Below are 25,087 nucleotides of genomic sequence, written 5' to 3'. Positions count from 1 at the left end.
GGGTCTTGCCATCTTTGTCTTTGGCATTGACATCTGCACCTTTAGCAATCAGCAGTTCTGCCACTTCCTTGCTGTTAAACCGTGCCGCCCAGTGCAATGGGGTCTTGCCATCATATCCGTATTTGGCATTGACGTTACCACCTTGCTCTAGATAACGCCTAACAGTATCAACGTCTCCCTTATAGACTGCTTCGTATACCGATGTTGGTGTAATTCCAGAAGTATTTAGCAAGACATATTTGTAATAATTAAGTACACTACCAGAAACAATTACTGCAACTCCCAATCCGACTATTGTTTTCCGCGATACGGAATGACGCGCTTTCCCATTAATTATCCGCTTCCCTTGCAGCACCGCTAGCGCTTCTTTTGCTGAAGGAAATCTATCTTCCACATCCGGTTCTAACATCTTCTCCAACCAGTCAGCAAACTGTTCGGAAATCTGCACGCGAGAACGAAAATCTATTTTCAATCTATCAGTGGGCAAATCTCCAGGGGAACGATGCGTTAGCAAAAACAGTAATGTTGCTCCCAAACCATACAAATCTGTTGTGGGAACTGCTTGTCCCCGAAACTGTTCTGGTGCCATGTAGCCGAAGGTTCCCACCACTGTACTACCCCGCATGAAGGTATTGTGATAGGTGTCTTGCACTGCCCCAAAATCTACTAAAAATATTTGCCCATCTTCTCGGCGAATAATGTTTTGCGGCTTGATATCTCGGTGGATGACTGGTGGTGTCAGCTTGTGCAAATAAACCAGAATTTCCAATATCTGCATCGCTATTTGCCGCACTCCATTTTCATCAGTTCGCCAGCCACTTTCCACCAGTGCTGCTAAGGATTTTCCTTCGGCAAGTTGTTGCGCGATGTAGAATGAACGGTCTTGGGGCGTGTCTACATGAAAGTATTCTAGGTAATGGGGTATGCTGGAATGATTGAGTTGTGCCAGAATTCTGGCTTCTCGCTCAAATAGCTCCATCTTCTTCCAGTCAGTCATCCGATGGAGCGATAAAGCTTTCAATGCCACTCTCTGAGCGCTTTGTAAATCTTCCGCAAGGTAGGTTGTCCCGCTTCCGCCTTGCCCCAAGGTGTCTATGATGCGATATTTTTCTGCAATTATGTCTCCGGGCTGGTGCAGCAGTTCCATGCAGCTTCCCCATTTAGTGCGATCGCACTATTCTAACCTCTACGATTAGAGAATGTCAGCGATCGCCTAGCGTACCGTAAGCAAATCGCTTTCCCACTCTCTCTTTCCTACTCAAACTCAGGCGACCACAAATCTGCAATTGCTACTGACCATCCAGGTAGTAAATCGGTAATAGTTAACACATCACCATCACCTAAAATTACTACATCTTGGCCCGATCGATATATCTCTACAATATGCTTTTCCGGGTTAATCAAAATACCAACTTTTGTCCCCACAGCTAAGAATTCTTCTATCTTCGTTCTCAAAGATTTGACGCTATCGCTAGGAGATTTAACTTCTACCATCAAATCAGGAGCTAATTCAGCAAAGGAACGCGGACTTTTCCGCAACCTTTCTGCTAGGACAAAGGACACATCAGGTGCGCGAATATCTGAATTTGGTAGAATGAAACCAGCACCAGAACAAGTTACTCTTCCTAGCTGACGCGGTTTTATCCAGTTACCCAGCAGTCTTGCTGCCTCGGTTGCCACTTCTTCTGATTCATAACCTGATGGACTCATAACAACGATGTTCCCTCCAACTAGCTCCATGCGATAATCTGGATGCTCTGTTTGTAGTTTTTCTAAGTCTTTAATCGTCAAAGATGACATAAAACCTCCAGCAGCGATCGGGGTCTATCTATATTTTCTACCTCTTTTTCGCCTTGACAGCAAGTAGGAGAATAGCGATCGCATTATTCTAGCTTAGAAAAGTGCGATCGCTCTTCAATACCAGCAAGTCAGTTTCTTCACTAATCGATAACTACTACATTTAGCTACCAAAAAACGCGAGAGCTAACCCTAGCATCTCGCGTCCAACTAAATTTGCGACTATACGGTTCTAAACGTTAGCCGTAGCCGCAATCTTGGCTTCCTTGGCGGTCAACCGTTCATAGGTAGCCCGCATTTTCAGACCCGTCAGCACTTGGAAGAGTCCCGTTCCGTTGTTAGAACCGGGATATTCCCGGTGCTGGAGCAACAGATGGGTCAGCTCGCCGTGGTACTTGGTCGCAGTTTTGCTCAGATGGCTCTCGATATAAATTACTTGTTCCAGATTGTCTAATTGTCCATCCACCTCCAGAACTGAGGCGGCGTGACCGTAATAGGCATCTGGCCCGTAGTACATCTTGATACCTGGGTAGGAGCAGGTGAGTTTTGTGCCGCAGGGTCTCCAGTCAATAGTTGACCCTTCGTCAAATAGGTAGGCTGGTTCAAAGCCTTCCACTCCAACTTTCTGGATTAGGCGCACGCGCAGAATCTTACCTTCTTTGTCCTCCTTGAGCAATTGCGTGGGCAATACTTGGATCACAACATCGGCAAATTCTTTCTGCGGCTCAATGTAGGCGGTAAAGTCAGGGCGTCGAGAGTTGATGGCAGCAATCACGTCTTCGTAGCGGTGGCCCCGCTCGGCCATGTCCCGCTGGATTTTCCAGGCAACTTTGACTTCATCGCTGATGTCTAGGTATACGCTGAAGTCCATGAGCGATCGCACCCGTTCGTCGTACAGAGGATGCAGTCCCTCTACCACCACAATGTGATTCGGCTGCACCACCTCTGCTGGGTCAATCATGCCGGTTTCGTGATTGTAAATCGGCTTATCGATCGCCTGACCGTTTTTGAGCGCTTTGATTTGCTCGTACATCAGGTCAAAATTGTTGGCTCTGGGGTCAAGCGCGGTAATCCCTGTTTCTTTGCGCTGCTTTCTGTCCAAACTGTGGTAATCGTCCAGACAGATCACTGTAACGAACTCTTTGCCAAACAAATCCGTTATGCGGCGCAAAAATGTGGATTTACCGCATCCGGAGTCTCCGGCGACGCCAATTAGAACCACGCGATCCGGCTTACTGGTCATAGCTTCCCTCTAACGATTAAGATTGTCTAGTGACGTACTCCAGTCGTTAATTGCAAGCAATATAACGCTGGCTTTTCCTGATGACAAACACTCATCTGTCTAAGTCTTGATTGACTTTCGAGCGTTTTATAGTAAGGGAGACGCCACCATCCCCACTTTGTCAATTCAACTAAGTATTTACTACTACAGTATTACTGAAATATCTTACCAGAGCGGGGTTTACCCTACAAGGGTTAAAAAGATGGAATCGTTTTAGCTCAAGTATTTATGCTAATGTTAGTTGTGCATTTTTAGAAAAAAAATGTGAAACTGACTCGCAAGTCACACTCTGTAGGCGATTTACCCTGTAGGGTAATGGAGGTTCTGATAGAGAATTTTCCCGGCCTGCAAGTCTTTGACCCGTCAGCGTAGCTTTGCAAAACTATAAAAGGCTGCTTTCTTCAGCTTTGGGTTCTAGCTCCGGTCATCTGGCGGTAGAACTGTCATGTGGTGGAAAGGGCACTTTGCAGCAGCATAATTGTAGAGGCGCGATCGATCGCGTCTCTACGTCACAAAGTTAAGTTCGGAGAAATCGAAGCAATGTACAATCCTAGCGCAGCTGGTGGTGCTGCTAATACAGTATCTGGTAGCCGCGTCTTTGTTTACGAAGTGGTGGGTCTGCGTCAAAACGAAGCAACTGACAAAACGAACTACCCAATTCGTCGCAGTGGCAGCGTATTTATCACTGTGCCCTATAACCGCATGAATGAAGAAATGCGGCGAATTACGCGCCTGGGCGGCCAAATCGTCAGCATTAGTGCTTATGGCTCTGACGAAGCCAATGGAAAAGCCAAATCTAACAGCGCAGGTAATGGGAAAGCGACATCAGAACCAACACTTGCACCTGCGAAGTTAGAGGAAAAAAGCAAGCCTATGACTCAAGCTAAGGCTGAGACTGACATTCCGGTTAATATTTACCGTCCCAACAATCCCTTCACGGGTAAGTGTTTGAGCAATGACGAGTTGGTTGCCGAAGGTGGAATCGGTACTGTCCGTCACTTAATATTCGACATTTCGGGCGGCGACCTCCGCTATCTGGAAGGTCAAAGTATTGGCATTATCCCACCGGGTACTGACAAGAACGGCAAACCTCACAAACTCAGGCTGTATTCGATCGCCTCGACTCGTCATGGCGATCGCGTTGATGACAAGACTGTATCCCTTTGCGTCCGTCAGTTGGAATACAACCATCCTGAAACGGGCGAAAAGATTGTTGGCGTCTGTTCTACCTTTCTCTGCAACCTCAAGCCTGAAGACGATCTAAAAATCACCGGGCCAACAGGTAAGGAGATGTTGTTGCCAACCGATCCCAACATCAACGTCATCATGCTGGCAACAGGTACTGGTATTGCGCCTTTCCGCGCTTACCTGTGGCGGATGTTTAAGGATAATGAAAAAGCAGTCAACACCGACTATGAATTCAAGGGTTTCTCTTGGCTGATATTTGGTATCCCAATGACTGCTAACATCCTTTACAAGGAAGAATTAGAGGAAATCCAACAACGGTATCCCGATAACTTCCGCTTGACTTACGCCATCAGCCGGGAACAGCAAAATGCCCAAGGTGGCAGAATGTATATCCAAGATCGTGTAGCCGAACACGCTGACGAACTTTGGAAACTAATTCAGCAAGATAACACCCACACTTACATCTGCGGTTTGAAGGGTATGGAAGATGGCATTGATGCTGCTCTTTCTGCTGCTGCTGGTAAGGAAGGTGTCAATTGGACTGAGTATCAAAGAGGGATGAAGAAAGCTGGTCGTTGGCACGTAGAAACGTACTAGGGACTAGAGACTAAGGACTAGGGAATAGAATATTTTGATTTCCAAGTTCTTAGCTTTTAAGTAGGGTGGGCATTGCTCACCCTATTATTATAATTATGTTAGAATAAATTAAGAGTTAGTTAAACTTATTTTAGATCGGAGAAGGAGTTAGTCAAAATGGGAAACAAAGCAGTAGCAGAATTGACTGTGGAAGAACTTAAGGCGATAATTGCTCAAGTTGTCGATGAGCGGTTACAGCAAGAGCGACATCCCACTATAACAGTAAAAAAACGCTCTTTGCAAGATGTGATGGCCGCGATGGATCGGATTAGATGGACACCACCACCCGGTTCACCATCGGTTGTAGAAATGATTCGGGAGGATCGAGATAGATAATGGCTAACTATGTTGTTGATACAAGTGTGGTGAGTCAATACTCCATCACACAAACTTATACGCCACAAGCGCGGGTTTTGGTGGCTCGGATGTACGAAGGCGATGAATTATATGTGCCAGAGTTTTGCTTGCTAGAGTGCGCCAATGTTCTATGGAAAGAAGTACGCTTTCGGGGATTGTCACAAACTAATGCAGAACAAATCATTGCTGAATTGTTGGCACTACCATTCCAAATGGTATCTGTAAGTCTTTTATTACCGCGTGCTTTGCAAATTGGTCTAACCCATCAATTAGCTGTGTATGATTCCCTGTACATTGCTTTAGCATTAGATAGGGGTTTTCCGTTAATTACAGTTGATGATAAACAATTAAATGCGGCAACAGCTTGCGGTGTAGTTATTAAACCGATAAATGATTTTTCGCCTCTATAGTAATCCAAAATAATTTGTGAGTTCCTCCCTCTCTTTTCTCTGCGTTCTCTGCGTCTCTGCGGTTCATAAAAAAAATCTAGCAACCCTAACTAAAATTGGATTGCTATTAACGCAAGTTGCTAGTTATAAGATTGGGGCTGATATTTGGTACGTTGTTGCGCTTTAGCGCTCTTATCCTAGCTGTAATAAGAGCGCTAAAGCGCAACAACATACCTTTATACAAATAACTAGCAACTTGAGTTATTATGATAATATTACCATCCCATTCCCCATCTTAACAATGCCTTACAGCGATCTAAAACTAAATCAACTCAGAAAAACTTTTAATCTAACTATCAACGAAACACCCAACTTATTCGTTGATATACCAGAAATAGATAGCAGTCAGTCTCTAGCGGCTACCCTGGAAGAAACCGTTGCTTTAGCGATCGCGATCAATACAGAAAAAGCCCGCTCTGAAATGATTATAACACCGATATTGCTAGAAATCAGACGACGATTTAACAATCAAATTAGTTTATTTTCTGGGATCGACTTTAACGTCGATTTACAAAGAGGATTAAATGGCTTCTGCGATTTTATTATTAGTCTTTCCAGCGAACAGCTATCAATTCGCGCTCCCGTAATTACCATAGTAGAAGCGAAGAACGAAAATATCAACGCTGGTTTGGGACAATGCGTGGGAGAAATGTTAGCAGCACAGATATTTAATCAGCGGGAAGAGAACGAAATTCAGACAATTTACGGAACGGTGACAACAGGAACTAACTGGCGATTTTTGAAACTGGAAGGGCAAGTTGTCTATATTGATTTGATGGAGTATTATATTAAGGATGTTAGGAAAATTTTGGGGATTTTATCTAACGCTATATCGTTATATCGCCGCTCGGATTAAATTGTGTCTGGGTCAATTCCTAATTCCCGTAATTTCGCCGCCAATCTTTCAGCCTTAGCTTGTGCTAATTCCCGTTTTCGTTCCAATTCTACAAAGTCAATAAACTTTTGTCCATCAGGTCTATATAGTTCTAATCCTTCATCTGATAACTCAAACCGCACTCCCAAGCGAGGACTCACCCAACCTGACATTAGCTCAATTACATCTAATATTCCTTCAGTTCGCAGCCATCCATCCAGGTTCTTCTTTTTAGGATCGTACAGATAATACTCCTCTACGTTATACTCGTTGTAAAATAAGAGTTTTTTATTCATTTCCTTTTTGGTGTTAGTTTCTGAAAGAATCTCAAACACCACTTGGGGAGGAATATTATCTTCATTCCACTGGAGATAAGATTTGCGATCGCTCTTCGGTCTACCAAATACTACCATCACATCGGGGGCTTGGGAAAGGTCATTTCTTCCCTGTACTGGATACCAGATCAAATCCCCGGCGATAAATACGTTTTGGTCGTCCTTGAACATTCCATCCAAGTTCCCCTTTATTTTGCTAATCCAGTCATACTGTATTGTACTATCGGCGATCGGTTTGCCGTCACTTGAGGGATAAATAATGATCGGTTCAGAGGTAGTTGATTGCATAAGTTTTGCCCCTTAAGTGTTGAGGCTGAATAAATATTACTGCTACTATAAAAAAAATCCTTAACTTTAGCCACAATGATATCCTAAAATAAGTGGGGTTAAATTGCGTTTATACGGGTCGCAAGCGTGGCTTTCAAAATCGGTTTGCTGGGACTGGGAACGGTTGGGACGGGGACGGCGGAGATTTTGCTGTCTCCAGAGGGTCGTCATCCGCTAGTGCAGGAGTTGGAAATCTATCGGGTGGGGGTACGATCGCTTGACAAACCCCGCACGGTACAATTGCCGCCAGATATTCTGACGACAGATATCGAGGCGATCGTCACTGACCCAGAAGTTGATATTGTGGTAGAGGTACTCGGCGGACTGGAACCGGCCCGATCGCTTATTTTAAAAGCTATTAGCCACGGGAAGCAAGTAGTTACAGCCAACAAAGCCGTCATTTCCCGTTATGGCGATGAAATCTTCACAGCTGCTAACGAAAAAGGCGTCTATGTGATGCTGGAAGCGGCTGTCGGCGGCGGTATCCCGGTAATTCAACCCCTCAAACAAGCTTTAGGCGTTAACCGCATTCAAGCCGTTACGGGTATTGTCAACGGTACGACTAACTATATCCTCACCCGGATGCGAGACGAAGGTGCCGACTTTGGGGAAGTTCTCGCCGACGCCCAAAAGCTGGGCTATGCTGAAGCTGACCCAACAGCAGATGTGGATGGTTTAGACGCTGCGGATAAAATTGCCATCCTCGCATCTCTCGCTTTTGGCGGACGCATCAAATTAGAGGATGTTTACTGCGAAGGTATTTCTAAGGTAGGCGCGGCGGATATCGCTTATGCTGAGAAACTGGGATTTGTAATTAAGTTACTCGCGATCGCCAAAAAGGTAGATTCGGACAAAGAAAAACTCTCAGTAAGAGTTCATCCTACCCTCGTCCCGAAAATCCATCCCTTAGCCAGTATCAGCGGCGTTTACAATGCGATTTTTGTAGAAGGCGAACCCATCGGTCAGGTGATGTTCTACGGACGCGGCGCGGGTGCTGGGCCAACTGCCAGCGCGGTTGTCTCAGATATTATCAATATTGCTGCCGTTTTGAAGACTCGCGACGCCTCGAAACTCCATCCTTTGCTTTCTTGTTCCCACCAGCATTATTGCCAAATTGCGCCGATGGAAGAATTGGTAACGAGATTTTACGCCAGATTCTTGACAAAAGATAGTCCTGGTGTTATAGGCAAATTGGGTACTTGCTTTGGCGATCGCGGTGTCAGCCTAGAATCGGTTGTCCAGACAGGCTTCCAAAATGAGTTGGCAGAAATTGTGGTGGTGACTCACTATGTCCGCGAAGGCAACTTCCGTCAAGCTTTGGAGGAAATTCGCACCTTGGATGCGGTAGATAGTATCGCCAGTCTGCTGCGGGTTCTTTAAAGATTTGAAGAAATTTTGAAAATTTGTGTCAACAGACAGCTAGATTTAGTGTATAAATGAATTGAGAATAATTTGCAGTAAATTTAAGTCAATCGGATGGAGCAATCGAGTTTGAACCCCCTTACCAGACAAGTCGTGGGGATTCCGCGCAGCGATCGCTGGCAAGCATACCAAAGACTGCGATCGTTAGAAGTTCCCTGCTACTGTTCTTTGCAGGGCAGCTTAGAAGTCGAGGTAGATACCCCCCTGGCGGCGATCCAAGTGTGGAGTGTAATGGGGCAATTCACCCGCCCCCGACGCGAATTAGCAGTCTGGCTCGATCGATGTTGGCAACTGAAATTTAACAACAGCGATATGTAACTTTGGTGAGATGTGTTTTTTGGCAATTGACAATCATTGTTGAATTGGAGGAAAAACTGGCAGTATGAGTAAACACAAAAGCTCTCAAATATCAGAATTCCGGCTTGAGGGACGATTGCTGGGTTTTGTCGTCGAAGATGGCTACAAAATCAAGGGCATGAGACTCGCCACCGCAGAAGGCGAATTTTCTCTTAAACTATCGAAAGAGGCAAGGGTTGACCTCAGCCGCCATCAGATTCTCATACCGGGGGTTTGGGTCGAAATTATTGCCCAAAAAAAGCTGGATAAAGAAACTGGGGAATATAAGATAAAAGTCGATCGAGTCCTGCCCAAGACTCCTGTGGAACCCACGCCTGCATTGCCCCTACAGAAAGTTACCTCAGCGGAAGCCACAAAGCCTGCCAAAGCGCAGCCTTGTATTTTAGTCTGTCAAAAGTCTGATTGCTGCAAGCTGGGTGCTAGAGAGGTTAGCAGGGCATTGGAGGAAGGTTTGCGCGATCGCGGCTTAGAAGGCCAGGTGGCGATTAAGGGAACTGGCTGCATGAAGCAGTGCAAAGCGGGGCCAAATATAGTCATGCCGGATAAAACTAGCTATCGGCGCGTCGATCCTAGAGAAATTCCTGACCTACTTGATAAGCATTTAGCCAAAGAAGAAAATATTCCTAAAGAGCCAGTGGCAGAACTGGCTATTGTGAGGTAATCTTATTGAAAATTGCGTTTTGCTGTTAACAGGGCGATCGACGATGACAAATTCGCAACCCCCAGATCCCCAGTCATCTCAAAAACCTCCTCTAGGATTTGATGAATTCATTGGCATTCTGGTTGCCTTATCCACTATCGGCACCATTTTCTTTTGGGGCATATCTAAAAAGCCGCAGGGTTTTAATTTCACAACCTTTACGTCTCCTCAAGAAGTGCCGCAGACAGAGGCATCCCCGTCTCCTCAACCAGTTCCGCCTGTGAGTGCGAGTCCTTCTCCAAAAGAGCGGGTGGTCGTTGTTCCAGAGAAAAACAGGCCAGGGTCGCCTGGGGTTGCCGTAGCGGTGGCGAGTTTTCCTCCCAAGAGGCAACCATCTCCCATCCAACCTCTACCGAAAATCATACCCGTAGTTCCCGCGATCGTAGTACCTCCACCACCAAAAGCTTCAGCACCTGCCACACAGGTTAAATATTCCGATATTCCAAATAACTTCTGGGCTACTCCTTTTATCGGAGTTCTCACTGGGCGCGGTGTTTTTCAAGGATTTGGCGATAAAACTTTCCGCCCTTATAAACCGATGACGCGGGCTGAATTTGCTGTCAGGCTAGATAGAGCATTTAACAAACCACCAGAAGAAAGCGCTACTAATTTTGAAGATGTGTCGTCTAATTACTGGGCGTATTCATCTATCAAAGAAAGTGAAATAACAGGATTTCTAGAGGGCTATCCCAAAGATTATTTCCGACCCGAAAAACCAATCACCAGAACGGAAGTTATTGTTGCTCTTGCTAGTGGCTTGGATTTAAAAACACCGTCAAATCCAGAGAAAATATTACAGAAGTACAAAGATAGCGCTCAGATTCCTAAGTTTGCCAGGGACAAAGTAGCAGCGGCTACCCAGGCCGGTTTAGTAGTTAGTTCTAATCCACAATTGCTGAAGCCTAATCTACCAGCTAGTCGTGCTGATGTGGCAGCTTTTCTGTATCAAGGTTTGGTGAAGCAAGGGAAGGTTAAAAAGATTGATTCTAATGCGATCGTGAAACCTTAATTCGGTTTGACAATATTATTGGCAAATAAGTCGTTGGTGTCGCCCACACCCGCCCTGCACTCAAGTGCAGGGCTAATAGCGAAAGTCCACTGAAGTGGACTGGAAGATTAATATTCAGTCCACTTCAGTGGACTTTAGCTATTAGCCAGCGATTTGAATCGCTGGCGAGCCGGAAGCGAAGTCAGTGGCTTGTCTCGTTTCCAGGCAGGGCTTGGAAACGAGGTGAAAATCATCCCTGAGATAGATATAGCAACCGCCAAGGCGATTAGGGCAGTAGGGGCGAAGCATTCGGGCATATAATTTATTGGTTAAAACCGAAGATTTACTACCCGAATGCTTCGCCCCTACCCCAGATTTATGGCTTAACCGCCAAGGCGGTTGCTATACAATGATAATAAAATTAAAATCTAACGACATTTACCTATGAATACTTCTGTATTAGATTATAAGGCAATTCAACCGATTTCTAGTCCAATCGAACCTCGGAAACAAGGAGCAAAGCGTCATTGGGGAAGCCATCCGTACTTTACCAGACGTGCTTGGAATGTAGTTCAGGAATATATTCGTACTTTTAGCCAGCCTGGAGATACCGTTTTAGACCCTTTTGGCGGTTCTGGTGTAACAGCCGTTGAAGCTTTGGTTCTGCGCCGCAAGGGAATTCACTGTGATATTAACCCTTTGGCAAACTTTATTTGTTCCCAAATAGCGATTAGTCCTGTAGATATAGATGCTTTTAGAGCAGCTTTTGATGAAATAGAAAAAAACTGTAAAGATGCCATTAATTACGCTTATGCTATTTCTGATGAAGAGGCGGAAAATTTAGAAATTAAATATTGGTATCCTCAAGGAATTAAATTACCTAAGAACGCCGATGCAGAATATGTAGAGCAACTCCATACAAAGCGTCAACTGTTTTCTTTATCATTGTTATTACATCATATTAATAAAATAGCAGATACCAAAATTAGGTATTTGATGTTATTTGTATTTTCAGCAACATTAAATAAAACTAACTTAACGTTCAGTTCTACACATGGCAGAAAAGCAAGTCGCGGAAATAGTGGCATTATGCACTGCTATCGATATTGGATTCCAACTAACACCCTTGACTTGAATGTCTGGGAACAATTTGAGCAGAAATTTAGTAATACGGCTAAGTTTAAACTGGAAACTAATTTACTAATAGATGATTGGTATAGCAGTAATTTTTCTCTATGTCATATTTCAGCTACTAATCTAACCAATCTCATACCTAGAGAGTCGATCGACTATATCTACACCGATCCGCCTTATGGTCAGCATATCGCATATCTTGATTTATCAACGATGTGGAATGCTTGGCTGGGATTTGAGGTAAGCGAACAGAATAAACAGCTAGAGGCAATTGAAGGCGGTGATTTAAATAAATCTAAGCAGGATTATATAGAATTATTAGAAAATTCTATTTCGGAAATGTTCAACATTCTTAAATTTGATCGATGGCTGAGTATTGTATTTGCTCACAAAGATCCGGCTTACTGGGATGCAATTGTCAAATCGGCTCAATCTGCTGGTTTTGAATATGTCAATACAGCGGTGCAGCCTTCTACTATACAATCTTTGCATAAAAAGAAAAATCCTCTCAAAGTTTTATCAGGTGAATTAGTGTTAAACTTCCGAAAAGTCAGAAATCCTAAAACTATTGCCATCACTAAAGTTGGTACTGATGTAGTACAGCTTATCAAAGAAGTAGCCGAATTAACGATTGTTAAAAACTCTGGTGCATCAACGGAAGATATCTATAACTCTCTCATCCCTAAACTTTTAGAAAATGGACTTTTGAGCGAAGTTAAGAAAGAAATAGATGATATTACGCCACTACTTCGAGAAGAGTTTTACTATTCTGAACTGGATAATTTGTGGAAAATCCGACCTAATACAAAAATTGGCTGCTTTATACCAATAGAAGATCGTATCCGATTCTATTTACTCGATTACTTAAAACGGATTGAAAGAGAGGGGAAAGCAGCACATTTTGATCGAATCATATTCAGTGTAATGCCTAACTTGATCAATGGGCAAACTCCACCTAATCAGACAATATTGAATATTCTGGAAAAAATAGCATTTTCACCTGATGGTAAGCATTGGCAGTTAGGTCAATCTAATAGTATGCAATTGGAACTTGATTTAGGAATTTCTTTCGGTTCCTCATCACTACCAAACCTAAAATTTGCCAAGGATGCAAATAAAATTGAACATGATTTACTGATTTATGCACTGGCCAAAATTGGTATTGCTAGCGGCTTACAAGTACATATTGGTAAAAAAGAGCAAGGTTCTAGTAGTTGGAATGGGGAAGCATTCAACAGTATTTCTTTATCAGATTTGCCAATCAAAAAACAGCTAAATCAGTGGGAAAAAGATAAAATACAGCAAATAGACTTAATTTGGTTTGATTCTCTAGGTGATGCTGTTTTTGCCTTTGAAATTGAAACAAGTACACCGATCACTACGGGAATTGACAGATTTATGGAATTACTGAAAATTTCTCCCGATCTGGCCAAGAAAATAGTGTTAATAATTCCACCAAAACGATTAAATAAAATGAATAAACTGCTTAAAGAATCTCACTATATCGGGCATCCATTATACATGGAAAATAAACTTGTTTACAGTTTCTCTAATCTCATTGCAGATACGTACATGAAATTATCCAACCAATCTAATTTGAATCTGGAAAAAGTTATACAAGCAATTCATTTAACTCTAAGTTCTCCTACTTTGTAAGACGCCCAATTGAGCAAGTACAGAAGCAATTCTTGCTCAAGTTCCTAGATAGCGATCGCAATTAGCTAATTAATCACCTTTTCTCGGTGGAATCTGTTCAGCAGTGAGAGTAACAACTTTTCCATCTTGCCAAATACTGGTATTTTAGAATTATTATGCTGATGTTCGTTGTGAACATTTTTGTAGGGACACGGCATCATTAAAATTTTTGGATGACCGACATGATTTGATGATGCCGTGTCCCTACAGCATAATTGACTTATATGAAAATTTGCGATCGCACCCCCTATTCCCCTTCCCAAATTGCTGGTGCAAAAAGTGCGATCGCTCTTATTTACCATCTACTATTCCCCTCTTCCTCGATAAATTTCCTGCAACTCAGCCAGCGTATTTACTGTTTCAATCCCAGCAATAATCGAGTTCAATTGCTCCAAATTTTCCAGGAGAGAAATTTCCGCTAAAAGACTTAAACCCTCACTGCCAAATTTCAACTTCAAACCCAGTTCAATAGCTTTCAAAAGCCCTTCCCTCATCCCCTCTACGCGACCCTTTTGAATTCCAATTCTCTCTACGCTAGAGATGTATGGCATACGCTTTTCCTCCTGGTACTGACTTAATTCTTGCCAAAATGCTTGCTCTAATTCTTGTGGTAAAGTCATCATCCAATCGATGAACAGGAACAGTTTGATTACATCTTCCCGCTCATAACCCTGTTCGTATAGTCGTCTAATCAGAGTCAGCTTCCATTGCTTGCGTCTCGATCTATCTTCGCGGGTTTCTTGCGCTTTGAGATGAGCCATTACCACTGTAGCAAAAGGATTGCGATTCGACTCTAACGCCGACCACTCCTGCTGATAGTCTAGCAATTTCACCACGGGAAAGTTAAACAAAATTTCCGTTCCCCATAGCCGATAGCCGAACTGATTCGGACGCCAGCTTTTTCGCTCATCACCCAAAACCGCTAAACTAGCCACAGAACGGTTGTAACGGTCAAAAATGCGGTAATTATAAACATACATCCGTCTAGCAAAATCGCTCTCTTCCTGACTCTGGACTTCTATATGAATTAAAACCCAAGCTTCCTCGCCACCAATCCGATAAATTTTAACCAATTTATCGACGAGACGCCGCCCTAATTCCGCATCCCGTACCACTTGTTGCAATTCTTTATCCAAAAACTCAAAACCCCGTGTCCAATCTATTTCCCCATATATATCGGGAAAAAAGAAAAGGATAAACTCTTCAAAATAGGCTTCTAAGATATCTTTCCAAGGCGTATCAAACTCAGTCGAAGGTTCGATCATTTTTTCCCCCTCTCAATTCATCCCAGAAACCGGGTTCTGTATTTTCGTGACCAGGTTGAACCTGGTCACGAAATCCGGGAGGTAGAAACTCCCCTATTGCAATATCTCAGTTGCGCTTTAGGAATTGTAGATTGGGTTTCGTTACCTCAACCCAACCTACGAAAGTTTCTATCAACACTCTCAAAATCTCACTTCACAAGCATACAAACACGCATTTGGATCGCTATTTGCCACCATCAAACGAGAAGTCACAAATCGATCCATCCATTTTTCCAAATAAACTCGATTTGCTTGCTCCTCAGACGGATCTTTTGTATCAATCGGATAAGGTGCTAATCCCAAAATAGCCGCCGTCGTCACGCAAAACATCGACTTTTGGAAACTTACGCAAATCTGCACGCGCAAGTCATCTTCTCTACGGCGATTGCGATTATATAAATCGTGCAAGTAATCCGGGATAAAATGACGCATATCCTGCATTAACAATGTTGGTGGAATCCCAGCACCCCCAATCGGCAAAGGATCTGCATACAAAGCGCCATATTCAAATCGAGTTTGATCTGGCGGAATTTGATGAGCTTGAGCATTGAAGGAAACCGTGCCAAGAAAAGGCATTCCCCGGAAGAAAACTGCCTCCACATAAGGGACTGCTGTATCCATCAGGAAAGTTAAACCCACTGATTTGGGGATAATTTCATATTCCTTATCTCCAATTTCCACCGAGTAGGTAATTGGCAGATTAGCCGACTCCACCAAACCGTTTAAAATATGGTCTACTACCTGGGGAATCGATTTCATTTCATCTCGATCGTAGCGATCGGATAAAGTAAGGAATATGGGAGCCATCACCCGCCAGAATTGGCCTAACGCACTGTAATAAACTTGTTGGCGCACCTGTTCTAACAAAAATTCAGGAAACAGGCCATCTATGCCTCTAATTAGCCAGTTATCTTTAATTTTTGCCTCAATTGCTGCTCTGGCTCGTTGCCTAAATTCTTCCGAATCTAAATAAGTCTCCAAACCGCCGCCACCGTGCCACATCATCGTCTTCATGCAGTACTCGGCGTATTCAAAATTAATCCTATCGTGCCACAAGTGGCGCAGCAACTTCTCTTTTGAAACTTCACCGTTGAAGTATTTAAAAAAGGGAAACAGGACTAAAAATTGCTTTTCGGCAATGTAAAGGAGATTTGTATAATAATCTACCATTACTATACCGTAGCTTTTGAGAACCCCGACAACTTCTATTAGATTTTCGGGAGTATCAGGGAGTAGGGCATCCCCTGCTTTGAGCCGTTCGATGTATGGTGAAAGAATGTGAACAGATTTAGGACTTCGGATTTGGGATTTTAGCCGATCGGTATTCTCAACTTGTCCGGATTCTGCACTTGTCTTTGTCATTGCCATTACCTCCCAATCCAAAATCTAAATCTGAAATCTAAAACGGTTGACTGTTGGCTGTTAACTCTTGACTATTAAGCATCATAGTGGTAGTAGTTGTCTCACTCCAACGCACCATCCAGTTAGGTTGCAATCCCAGCATCACGATCAAAGCGGCTAAAATAATTGCCGGTGCGCGATCGCTCCACTGCACTTGCGGCAAATTCTCCACCTCTGGAGACAAACGTCCGAAAAACACGCGGTTAACCAAAAGCAAGAAATACACCGATGTTAACCCCGTTCCCACCATACAAAGCAGCGTTTGAGTCGGAAAAACTGCGAAACTGCCTCGAAACACCAAAAATTCGGAGATAAAACCCACCATACCAGGAAGACCGGCACTAGCCATCACGCCTAAAACCATGAGGCTACCAACCACAGGCAAACCGCGTTCCGGGTTAAGCAATCCTCGCAGTATGTCTATATCGCGAGTGCCAGTCTTTTTGTATACAACCCCTACCAGCAAAAACAGCAGCCCTGAAATTAAGCCGTGACTAACCATCTGAAAGACACTTGCCAGCAAGCTCAGCGGAGTTGCAGCTGCAGCTGCCAAAAGAATGAAGCCCATGTGACCGACAGAACTGTAGGCCACCATTTTTTTCATGTCTGTTTGCGCGATCGCATTGAACGACCCGTACAGCACACTTACCACCGCCCAAATAGCCAAACTGGGAGCCAGAATTTGCCACGCTTCTGGAAACAAACCCAAACCAAACCTGAGCAGACCGTAAGTTCCCAACTTCAACAATACCCCAGCCAGCAGCACCGAGATCGGCGTCGAAGCTTCTACGTGAGCATCCGGCAACCAAGTATGGAAAGGCACCAGAGGAATCTTGATCCCAAAACCCACCAAAAGAGCGCCCAGCAGCAAAAACTGGGTTGTCAAAGGTAAAGTATAATTCCGTAGCGGCTCGTAAGCAAAAGTAGAAGCACCGCTGAGTAAAACCAGCCCAAAGAAAGCTGCCAGAATTAGAATCCCAGAAATAGCCGTATAGATAAGAAACTTCGTTGCTGCGTAGCCCCGCCTTTTACCGCCCCAAATCGCAATCAGCAGATACAGCGGAATCAATTCCACCTCATAAAACAAGAAAAACAGCAGCAAATCCTGAGCTACAAACGCACCAGCAACGCTAGCATTCAACACTAACAGCAAAGCGTAATAAAAGCGGGGTCGCAGGATAGATTTATCAGTGCTGTAGATGGCAATACAGGTCAAAAGACCGTTTAAAACCAGCAAAGGCAAAGATAAACCATCAACCCCAAGGTAATAAGTCAAGCCCAAAGAATCTATCCAGGGTATGTACTCTGAGAACTGCTGGCTAGCAGTTCCTGGGTTAAACTGACTCGCCAGTACAAGCGACCAGACAAACACAGCACTGGCAACTATCAAACTCAACTGACGAGATGCCTTTGGCGTTATGGTTCCAGGCCAAAACCCCAGTAAAGCGGCACTTAAAATTGGCAACCAAATCAACGCGCTCAGCATAGGTAATTGGGGAAAAGGTAATTGAGGAAAAGGTAATTGGTCAACAAAAAACTACTGACTACTGACTACTGACTACTGACCACTGACAATTGACCACTGACCACTGACCACTGACCACTGACCACTGACCACTGACCACTGACTATTGACTATTGACTATTGACTCAAAGATAATCGCCAAAATTCCCCATCAAAAATTGTTTTGAACAATGATGGATCGAACAACCAGCTCATCAGAAACCCGAAAAAGCTTATTCCCAAGAGAATAATTAGTACATAGAACTGTGACTGACCCGAAGCGCTGTACTTCAAAGTCTGACCGCCGAAAATTGCGCCAAGGCCAACCAAGTTAACGAAACCATCCACCACATAGCGATCGATCCAAGCATTGATCGCAGAAAGGCGTTCGACTGCAAAAACTACAGTCACGCGGTAAATGCGATCGATATAAAAGTCATAACCCAACAAGTCCTGTATGAATCTCCAAGGCAGGAACAAAGACCTCGACCAAGCCTTGTGCAGATAAATGGTTGCCCCTAAGCCGCAGCCAACTAAACCCGATAAAACTAGCAGCAGCACAGCTTTTATGTTCACATATTCCCACTCGGGCAGCGGTGACCAGCTCTGCATTATCAAAGGCGTTAAAAGAGTCACCACCGTCAAACTCACCATCGGCACAGCCATCGGCCAGGGAACCTCTGGGGCGCGGCGAGTCTTAGGCTGCGGCTTACCCCAAAAAACCAAACGGAACACGCGAGTCAAATTCAAGGCTGTCAAAGCATTGACCAACAGCAAAACTGCCACTATCCAAGGATCGCTAACCCAAAATACCTCAACCCCTTGCCGCAAAGCCCAAAATCCTCCCAGAGGCAGCAGTCCCACCAACCCAGCGCTGCCAACCACAAAAGCAGTAGTCGTTGCTGGCATCCGAGACCACAGACCGCCCATTTCTGTCAAGTCTTGGTTATTGGTTGTCAGAATAATAGAGCCAACGCTCATGAACATCAACGCTTTGGCAATAGCATGGGCAAACAGCAACAGCAAGGCGAAACCCGTCCATTGCTGTCCAACGGCGATAAATACCAAACCCAAGTAAGCACTGGTGGAATGAGACAGGGCTCGCTTAATATCGATTTGGGCTAGTGCTACCAAAGAAGCGCCTATAGCCGTCATAGTGCCAATAACTACCAAAGCATTCAAAGCCACAGGCGAAACATTCAAGATAGGTTGGAGTTTAATCAGCACATAAGCGCCGCAACCCACCACCACCGAATTCCGCAAAAGCGAAGCTGGGTTCGGCCCTTCCATCGCTTCATCCAGCCAAAGATGCAGCGGAAATTGAGCGCATTTCCCAATCGGACAGGCAATTAAAGCCAAGCCCAACAAAGTTGCTACCGTGGGAGACAACTTGGCAGTCTCTGCCCAATCATATAAGTCTGGAAAGTTCAAACTTCCGGCTTGAGTTGCCAGCACCACCATCCCCATCAGCAGCAGCACGTCTCCCACCCGCTTGGTCAAAAAGGCATCTCGCGCTGCCGTCACCACCAGTGGCTGAGCATACCAAAATCCTACTAGCAAATAAGTGGAAAGCGTCAGCATTTCCAACAAAGCATAGCTGAGAAACAAAGAATTACTCAGCGCCAGACCGCTCATTGCGGCCTCAAAAAATCCCATCAGAGCAAAAAAGCGAGCTAATGCCCAGTCTTTTTCCATATATCCCAGCGCGAACAGCTGAGCTAGCAAGCTCAGCCCCGTCACCAACTCCATTGCCCCGACGCTCACCTGCGAGATTTCCACGGCAAAGGATAAATCTAAACCTGCTGCTTTTAGCCAGTGGAATACTAACTCAAATGACTCCCAATTCCAGGTGAGTCTGAAAACAATTGAGCCATGCAAAAACGCCAACACCGTCATCAACAAATTAAAGTAAGCCGCCGGTCGCGGGCCTGTGCGGCGGATCAGCCCCATTGACCACGGTAGGGTCAAAATTGCACCCACTAAGCCATATAGAGGCACCCACCAACTCGTTTCAAGTAGGAACTGAGTCATCGACATATCCTTAGAAATTGCATCAAATCAATCAGGTCAACCTCCATACCATAGGCAATGGTTTCTGTCAATCCAGGAGGCTTTGTTGAAGTTAAAACCGGAGGAATAATTTTTGTATATTATAGATTTCTACTCATCTTACCCCTATAAAGCTTTATATACTAGGCTTTAGGTCGCAAAAATCCTTAATAAATAGTCTGAATTTTTATTAAACAATAAAATTACTCGGTATCTTTACTTAAAGAACCGAGATTTATCAGTTTTTGCCAATATCTGATATATGGGGATTAGGAGTTCGGGAATTGTTAATTGCTCATTGCTCATGGTTCATTGCCATGCCCAAACTGACCCCCATGCCCAAACTGACCCCCAGCCACTATAAGTCTGGCTTAAGTAAAACTAATAAAGAAATTATAAAACATTTTGGCCTTGCCAGATCTTTTTACCAAATCCCTAGTATTGTTAAGTTATTTTAATAAGCTTAATTTAAAATCATCATTGTAATTAATATTGTCAAGGAACCCAGGCTTCTTTATTCTTAAATGTGGGAATGCTAAAGGCTTTTTCTTTAGCGAGCAGAATGGGCATTTCCGTCAAAAATTCCAGTAAAAGTACCTAATAGTACAATTACTTACGCCGATCCGGTAGGAGAATAAACAATGCCAATTGCTGTGGGAATGATTGAGACCAAAGGGTTTCCGGCTGTAGTAGAAGCAGCCGATGCTATGGTCAAAGCCGCCCGCGTCACTCTAGTAGGTTATGAGAAAATCGGCAGTGCCCGCGTGACGATAATTGTACGCGGCGATGTGTCGGAAGTACAAGCTTCGGTGGCAGCAGGAGTAGAAGCGGCCAAGCGGGTAAATGGAGGCGAAGTCTTATCTACTCACATAATTGCGCGTCCGCATGAGAATCTAGAATATGTGTTGCCGATACGTTACACCGAAGCTGTAGAACAGTTTCGTACCTAACGTAGGATGACGCATTAGGTTGTGCTACACAAATAGAACTTCCACTTCTTTTGATTTTTACGAACTTTATCAAGGATTAAAACAATGGCAATTGCAGTTGGCATGATAGAAACACTGGGCTTTCCTGCTGTCGTAGAAGCCGCAGATGCGATGGTTAAAGCCGCTCGCGTCACCCTCGTAGGCTATGAAAAAATCGGTAGCGGTCGCGTCACGGTGATTGTCCGGGGCGATGTCTCGGAAGTGCAAGCCTCGGTTTCAGCTGGGGTAGAATCTGTCAAGCGGGTAAATGGGGGTCAAGTATTGTCCACTCACATCATCGCTCGTCCTCACGAAAACCTAGAGTACGTACTGCCCATTCGTTATACCGAAGAAGTGCAGCAGTTCCGGGATAGCGTCAGCGGCATTCGCCCATACAACAGACCATAAAAATGCAAATTGCCAAAGTTCGCGGCACCGTTGTCAGTACCCACAAAGAGGCGAGTCTCAGAGGCGCAAAACTGCTCGTATTGCAATATATAGATGAAGAGGGACGCCTACTGCCAAACTACGAAGTGGCAGGAGACAATGTGGGTGCTGGGCTGGACGAGTGGGTACTGGTTACCCGTGGAAGTGCTGCCCGTCAAGTTTCTGGCAATGAAACACGCCCGCTCGATGCTTTGGTAGTGGCCATTATTGACACTGTAAGTATTGACAATCGCGTGCTTTACAGTAAAAAAGACCAAGACCGCTATTAGGTCATTAGGGAATTTGAGATTTGAGATTTGAGATTTGAGAGCTTTACTTTGGAATTGACCATTTTAAATCTGAAATTTTCAATTCTTTAATCTAAGATTTGAAATTCCCCGATGACTGATAATAACTGGCAAGCGTTCAGGGAGAGAGGAATTCGCAGATGGTACTCCGCAGCATTGCTGCACCGCCGACCCCTTGGTCGAAAAGTTTAGCTGAACCAAAGATTGATGAAACTGCTTATGTGCATCGCTCCTCCAGCGTTATTGGAGATGTTCGGATTAAAGCAAATGTTTTGATTGCCCCAGGAACTTTCGTCCGAGCCGATGAGGGAACTCCTTTCCACATTGGCGAAAGTACCAACCTTCAAGATGGCGTCGTTATTCACGGTTTGGAACAAGGTCGGGTGCTAGGAGATGACCGAAGTTCTTACTCGGTTTGGATTGGGAAGGATACTTCCATCACCCACATGGCGTTAATTCACGGCCCAGCTTATGTTGGGGATAATTGCTTTATTGGCTTTCGCTCGACGGTGTTTAATGCTCGTGTGGGGAATGGCTGTATTGTGATGATGCACGCGCTGATTCAGGATGTAGAGATTCCTCCGGGTAAGTATGTTGGTTCTGGTTCTATTATTACGAATCAGCAGCAGGCCGATCGCTTGCCAGATGTTCAGGAAGCAGATATGCAGTTCGCCCATCATGTGATCGGAATTAATGATGCTTTGCGAACAGGCTATCGCTGCGCGGATAACATCGGGTGCATAGCGGAAATACGCGATGAGTTAGATGACTCTCAAGTAAGCAATCGTTCAAGTAATGGTAACGGTCAGGTGAAAAATATGCGTTTAGGTTCAGAAGTAAGCGTTCAAGTACGCCAAATGCTGGCGCAAGGATATCGGATTGGTACAGAGCATTCGGATGAACGCCGGTTCCGCACCAGTTCTTGGCAAAGCGGGCCATCCATCCAAGCGACTAGAGAATCTGAAGCTGTAGCGGCTCTGGAAGCTTGTTTGGATGAATTCCCTGGAGAATACGTGCGTTTGATTGGGGTAGACCCGAAGGCTAAGCGGCGGGTTCTGGAGATGGTGATCCAACGGCCTGATGGCAAAGTTACCCAGAATATTAAAGCTCCTTCTATTAAATCTGGTAGCAGCGCCAACAGCAATTCGGTTGGTAGCAGCCAACTGGGGCCAGAAGTTGTGGAACAGGTGCGATCGCTTCTGACCAAAGGATATCGCATCGGTACGGAACACGCGGATAAGCGGCGGTTCCAGACGAGTTCTTGGCAGAGCTGCTCCCCCATCGATAGCGATCGCGTATCTGATGTAGTTCAGGCTCTGGAAGCTTGTATAGAAACCCATCCGGGAGAGTATATCCGCATGATTGGCATTGACACCAAGGCGAAGCGGCGGGTTCTCGAACTGCTGATCCAACGTCCCGATGGTAAGGTTTCTGAAAATGGTAAGGCTGCCCCAGCTCAAAAAGCTGAAAGCAAGATAGCTCAAGTGCAAAGTACTGGCTTGAATGCGGAAGTGCAAACACAGATACGTTCTTTGCTGGCTCAAGGGTATCGCATTGGCATGGAACACGCCGAGCCGCGTCGGTTCCGCACGGGATCTTGGCAAAGCTGTACGCCAGTTCAGTCAAGCAACCCGTCGGAAGTATTTGCCGCTCTGGAAAATTGCCTCAAAGAGCATCCCGAAGAATACGTGCGCTTGATTGGTATTGACACCAAAGCAAAGCGTCGCGTTCTGGAGCAAATCGTTCAACAGCCCAAGTAAGTCAACTGATTTCAGATTTCAGATTTCAGAAAACAAGAGTGAACTAGGCACGCGGCGCGTGAAGCGAAGCTATCGCGTCAGCGAATCGCACTCACAGGCGAACCATTAACCAAAAATATTCTCCAGTATCTGAATCTAAAATCTGAAATTCTCAGTGTTGAGGTTTAAGTTAAGAATGCAATTGCCGCCACTGCAACCGATCGCCAATATGCAACCTTACGTTAGTGGCGATGTCACTATCGACCAGAGTGCCGCGATCGCACCTGGAGTATTACTTATAGCAGATGCAAACAGCCGGATTGTCATCGCCGCCGGAGCTTGTATCGGCATGGGGTCAATTATTGACGCTCGCGAAGGCATCCTGGAAATCCACGCAGGAGCTGTCCTGGGTGCAGGCGTCTTAGTAGTAGGCAAGGGCAAAATTGGGGCAAACGCCTGCATTGGTTCGGCTACGACGATTTTCTTTCATTCGATTGAAGCTGGGCAAGTAGTGCCTAGCGGCTCTTTAATCGGAGACTCAAGTCGTCACATAATTGTCCCACTAACAGCATCCACCGCAACTAACTCGGCTTCTGCCTCAAAACAGAACAAAACAACGCTGCCTACGATCACGATCTTGCCTTGTACAGACAATGGACGGCAGGCGTCTATCCCAGACGACGATAAGTCTGCCTCCACCCTCAAGAATAAGCCTTCTAACCCCTACTCCCCAGAGGCGTCGAAGAGTAAAACTAGCAGCGAATCCGCTCCTACCCCAACTGGGCTTGATTCTCCGGCAGCTACTCCTGTTCAAGTTGCCCACGGACAAGCTCACTTGAATCGGCTTATGCTGACGCTTTTTCCCCATAATCAATCCTTAAAGCGCCCACTCCAAGACGGTAAGACTGATTAGTTGTTAGTTTTTAAGTGTTAGGCACTAAATTTTCTAAGGATTAACCGCTAACCACTAGCAACTAAAGCGAGGTTATATATGCAGGCCCAGCCGTCGAGTCAAGAACGAGAATTTAATGACACTGCTTTAGGTTTAGTATCAACTCGCAGTTTTCCGGCGATCGTTGGATGTGCTGACATGATGCTAAAGTCAGCTGGGGTAGTCCTAGTCGGGTATGAAAAAATTGGTGACGGTCATTGTACTGCGATCGTGCGGGGTGGGATTGCCGATGTCCGTTTGGCCGTCGAAGCAGGTGCCCAAACAGCACAGCAGTTTGGTGAATTGATTTCCAGCTCGATTATTCCCAGACCCCTAGCCAATTTGGAAGCCGTACTTCCTATAGGCTATCGTTTGTTCCAGCTATCTCAAAACCAGGGTAAGAGTAGCTTAAGCAATCAAGCTATTGGTCTTTTGGAAACGCGAGGGTTTCCAGCTATGGTCGGAGCAGCCGACGCCATGCTCAAAGCAGCTGAAGTGTTTTTATCATCCTATGAAAAAATTGGCGCGGGTTTGTGTACTGCCATCATCAGAGGTTCCGTAGCAAATGTCGCTGTGGCTGTTGAGGCGGGAATGTACGAAGCCGAACGCATTGGGGAATTGAACTCAGTTATGGTAATTCCTCGACCGTTGGATGACTTGGAGCAAACCCTGCCGGTAGCGAGTTGCTGGCTAGAGCAGCCCGAACCCCTGAATTTGCCCATAAGTGTCAAAGAAGTGGAAAAAGAGGTTGTCAAACTGCCCGATTTTGCAAAAATACCAGTTCCCTTACCACAAGAAATATCAGTTCCCTTACCACAAGAAATATCAGTTCCCTTACCACAAGAATAAAGAAAAATACGAAAAAGCGTTGCAGCTCGTGGACACGATCTTAGTGGGGATCTCCTCCCGTGTTTGC

Annotated in this window: 24 protein-coding genes; 15 read left to right on the top strand and 9 right to left on the bottom strand. The window is 45.0% G+C overall.

Annotated elements, in window-relative coordinates; genetic code table 11:
• From LAY41_RS00275 to LAY41_RS00265, 3 genes are all read right to left on the bottom strand, one after another.
• The coding region (locus LAY41_RS00275) for a protein kinase domain-containing protein (protein WP_249092878.1) at positions 1-1,147 on the bottom strand (1,147 nt) is incomplete at its 3' end.
• Between the two features lie 107 nt (positions 1,148-1,254).
• Positions 1,255-1,800, bottom strand: a complete 546-nt coding sequence (locus tag LAY41_RS00270) for a Uma2 family endonuclease (protein WP_249092877.1) — start codon at positions 1,798-1,800, stop codon at positions 1,255-1,257.
• A 229-nt stretch (positions 1,801-2,029) separates the two neighbouring features.
• Positions 2,030-3,040, bottom strand: coding sequence for a phosphoribulokinase (locus tag LAY41_RS00265; RefSeq protein ID WP_249092876.1), 1,011 nt, complete (start codon positions 3,038-3,040; stop codon positions 2,030-2,032).
• 579 nt (positions 3,041-3,619) lie between these two features.
• Between LAY41_RS00265 and petH the strand changes: the two genes are divergently transcribed.
• From petH to LAY41_RS00245, 4 genes are all read left to right on the top strand, one after another.
• Complete coding sequence (gene petH / locus LAY41_RS00260; protein ID WP_249094005.1) at positions 3,620-4,864, top strand: ferredoxin--NADP reductase; 1,245 nt, start codon at positions 3,620-3,622, stop codon at positions 4,862-4,864.
• A gap of 156 nt (positions 4,865-5,020) precedes the next feature.
• Positions 5,021-5,239: a hypothetical protein gene (locus LAY41_RS00255; protein WP_249092875.1), complete on the top strand. Its 219-nt coding sequence runs from the start codon at positions 5,021-5,023 to the stop codon at positions 5,237-5,239.
• Positions 5,239-5,670, top strand: coding sequence for a type II toxin-antitoxin system VapC family toxin (locus LAY41_RS00250; protein ID WP_249092874.1), 432 nt, complete (start codon positions 5,239-5,241; stop codon positions 5,668-5,670). The genes LAY41_RS00255 and LAY41_RS00250 overlap by 1 nt, the downstream gene beginning before the upstream one ends.
• A 280-nt stretch (positions 5,671-5,950) precedes the next feature.
• The gene (locus tag LAY41_RS00245; RefSeq protein ID WP_249094004.1) at positions 5,951-6,565 is read left to right on the top strand and encodes a hypothetical protein; all 615 of its coding nucleotides are present in this window, start codon (positions 5,951-5,953) and stop codon (positions 6,563-6,565) included.
• Here the strand turns inward: LAY41_RS00245 and LAY41_RS00240 are convergent.
• Entirely contained in the window at positions 6,562-7,206 is a 645-nt protein-coding gene (locus LAY41_RS00240) for a Uma2 family endonuclease (RefSeq protein ID WP_249092873.1), read from the bottom strand. The genes LAY41_RS00245 and LAY41_RS00240 overlap by 4 nt on opposite strands.
• Before the next feature lie 126 nt (positions 7,207-7,332).
• Between LAY41_RS00240 and LAY41_RS00235 the strand changes: the two genes are divergently transcribed.
• The 5 genes from LAY41_RS00235 (at position 7,333) to LAY41_RS00215 (ending at position 13,502) form a co-directional block, all read left to right on the top strand.
• Positions 7,333-8,625 (top strand): homoserine dehydrogenase, encoded by a 1,293-nt coding sequence (locus tag LAY41_RS00235; RefSeq protein WP_249092872.1) that lies wholly within the window; start codon positions 7,333-7,335, stop codon positions 8,623-8,625.
• Positions 8,626-8,721: 96 nt separating this feature from the next.
• Complete coding sequence (locus tag LAY41_RS00230; protein ID WP_249092871.1) at positions 8,722-8,985, top strand: Asr1405/Asl0597 family protein; 264 nt, start codon at positions 8,722-8,724, stop codon at positions 8,983-8,985.
• Between the two features lie 64 nt (positions 8,986-9,049).
• Positions 9,050-9,685 carry a (2Fe-2S) ferredoxin domain-containing protein gene (locus tag LAY41_RS00225; protein WP_249092870.1) on the top strand — a complete coding sequence of 212 codons (636 nt, stop codon included), beginning with the start codon at positions 9,050-9,052 and terminating at the stop codon, positions 9,683-9,685.
• A 43-nt stretch (positions 9,686-9,728) separates the two neighbouring features.
• A complete protein-coding gene (locus LAY41_RS00220; protein WP_249092869.1) occupies positions 9,729-10,733 on the top strand; it encodes an S-layer homology domain-containing protein in 1,005 nt (334 codons plus the stop codon).
• Positions 10,734-11,156: 423 nt separating this feature from the next.
• Positions 11,157-13,502, top strand: coding sequence for a DNA methyltransferase (locus LAY41_RS00215; RefSeq protein ID WP_249092868.1), 2,346 nt, complete (start codon positions 11,157-11,159; stop codon positions 13,500-13,502).
• Positions 13,503-13,567: 65 nt separating this feature from the next.
• On the opposite strand, the gene LAY41_RS00210 is transcribed toward LAY41_RS00215, so the two are convergent.
• The 5 genes from LAY41_RS00210 to LAY41_RS00190 form a co-directional block, all read right to left on the bottom strand.
• Positions 13,568-13,843 carry a hypothetical protein gene (locus LAY41_RS00210; RefSeq protein WP_249092867.1) on the bottom strand — a complete coding sequence of 92 codons (276 nt, stop codon included), beginning with the start codon at positions 13,841-13,843 and terminating at the stop codon, positions 13,568-13,570.
• 3 nt (positions 13,844-13,846) lie between these two features.
• The gene (locus LAY41_RS00205) at positions 13,847-14,806 is read right to left on the bottom strand and encodes an RpnC/YadD family protein (RefSeq protein WP_249092866.1); all 960 of its coding nucleotides are present in this window, start codon (positions 14,804-14,806) and stop codon (positions 13,847-13,849) included.
• Between the two features lie 180 nt (positions 14,807-14,986).
• Positions 14,987-16,207: a CO2 hydration protein gene (locus LAY41_RS00200; RefSeq protein WP_249092865.1), complete on the bottom strand. Its 1,221-nt coding sequence runs from the start codon at positions 16,205-16,207 to the stop codon at positions 14,987-14,989.
• 37 nt (positions 16,208-16,244) lie between these two features.
• Positions 16,245-17,732 carry an NADH-quinone oxidoreductase subunit M gene (locus tag LAY41_RS00195; RefSeq protein ID WP_249092864.1) on the bottom strand — a complete coding sequence of 496 codons (1,488 nt, stop codon included), beginning with the start codon at positions 17,730-17,732 and terminating at the stop codon, positions 16,245-16,247.
• 156 nt (positions 17,733-17,888) lie between these two features.
• The gene (locus tag LAY41_RS00190) at positions 17,889-19,781 is read right to left on the bottom strand and encodes an NAD(P)H-quinone oxidoreductase subunit F (RefSeq protein ID WP_249092863.1); all 1,893 of its coding nucleotides are present in this window, start codon (positions 19,779-19,781) and stop codon (positions 17,889-17,891) included.
• Between the two features lie 659 nt (positions 19,782-20,440).
• Between LAY41_RS00190 and LAY41_RS00185 the strand changes: the two genes are divergently transcribed.
• From LAY41_RS00185 to LAY41_RS00160, 6 genes are all read left to right on the top strand, one after another.
• Positions 20,441-20,749 (top strand): carbon dioxide-concentrating mechanism protein CcmK, encoded by a 309-nt coding sequence (locus LAY41_RS00185; protein ID WP_249092862.1) that lies wholly within the window; start codon positions 20,441-20,443, stop codon positions 20,747-20,749.
• A gap of 84 nt (positions 20,750-20,833) precedes the next feature.
• Positions 20,834-21,175, top strand: a complete 342-nt coding sequence (locus LAY41_RS00180) for a carbon dioxide-concentrating mechanism protein CcmK (protein WP_249072020.1) — start codon at positions 20,834-20,836, stop codon at positions 21,173-21,175.
• A gap of 2 nt (positions 21,176-21,177) precedes the next feature.
• The gene (locus LAY41_RS00175; protein WP_249092861.1) at positions 21,178-21,483 is read left to right on the top strand and encodes a beta-carboxysome shell vertex protein CcmL; all 306 of its coding nucleotides are present in this window, start codon (positions 21,178-21,180) and stop codon (positions 21,481-21,483) included.
• Between the two features lie 158 nt (positions 21,484-21,641).
• Positions 21,642-23,261, top strand: coding sequence for a beta-carboxysome scaffolding protein CcmM (locus LAY41_RS00170; protein ID WP_249092860.1), 1,620 nt, complete (start codon positions 21,642-21,644; stop codon positions 23,259-23,261).
• Between the two features lie 175 nt (positions 23,262-23,436).
• Positions 23,437-24,153 (top strand): beta-carboxysome scaffolding protein CcmN, encoded by a 717-nt coding sequence (locus LAY41_RS00165; RefSeq protein WP_249092859.1) that lies wholly within the window; start codon positions 23,437-23,439, stop codon positions 24,151-24,153.
• Positions 24,154-24,231: 78 nt separating this feature from the next.
• Positions 24,232-25,020 (top strand): beta-carboxysome assembly protein CcmO, encoded by a 789-nt coding sequence (locus tag LAY41_RS00160; RefSeq protein ID WP_249092858.1) that lies wholly within the window; start codon positions 24,232-24,234, stop codon positions 25,018-25,020.
• Positions 25,021-25,087 lie beyond the last annotated feature (67 nt).

The sequence above is a fragment of the Argonema galeatum A003/A1 genome (assembly GCF_023333595.1).
GTDB classification, from domain to species: Bacteria; Cyanobacteriota; Cyanobacteriia; order Cyanobacteriales; family Aerosakkonemataceae; genus Argonema; species Argonema galeatum.
Note: the sequence above shows the minus strand (reverse complement) of the source record. Positions and strands in the feature narration are given on the sequence as shown.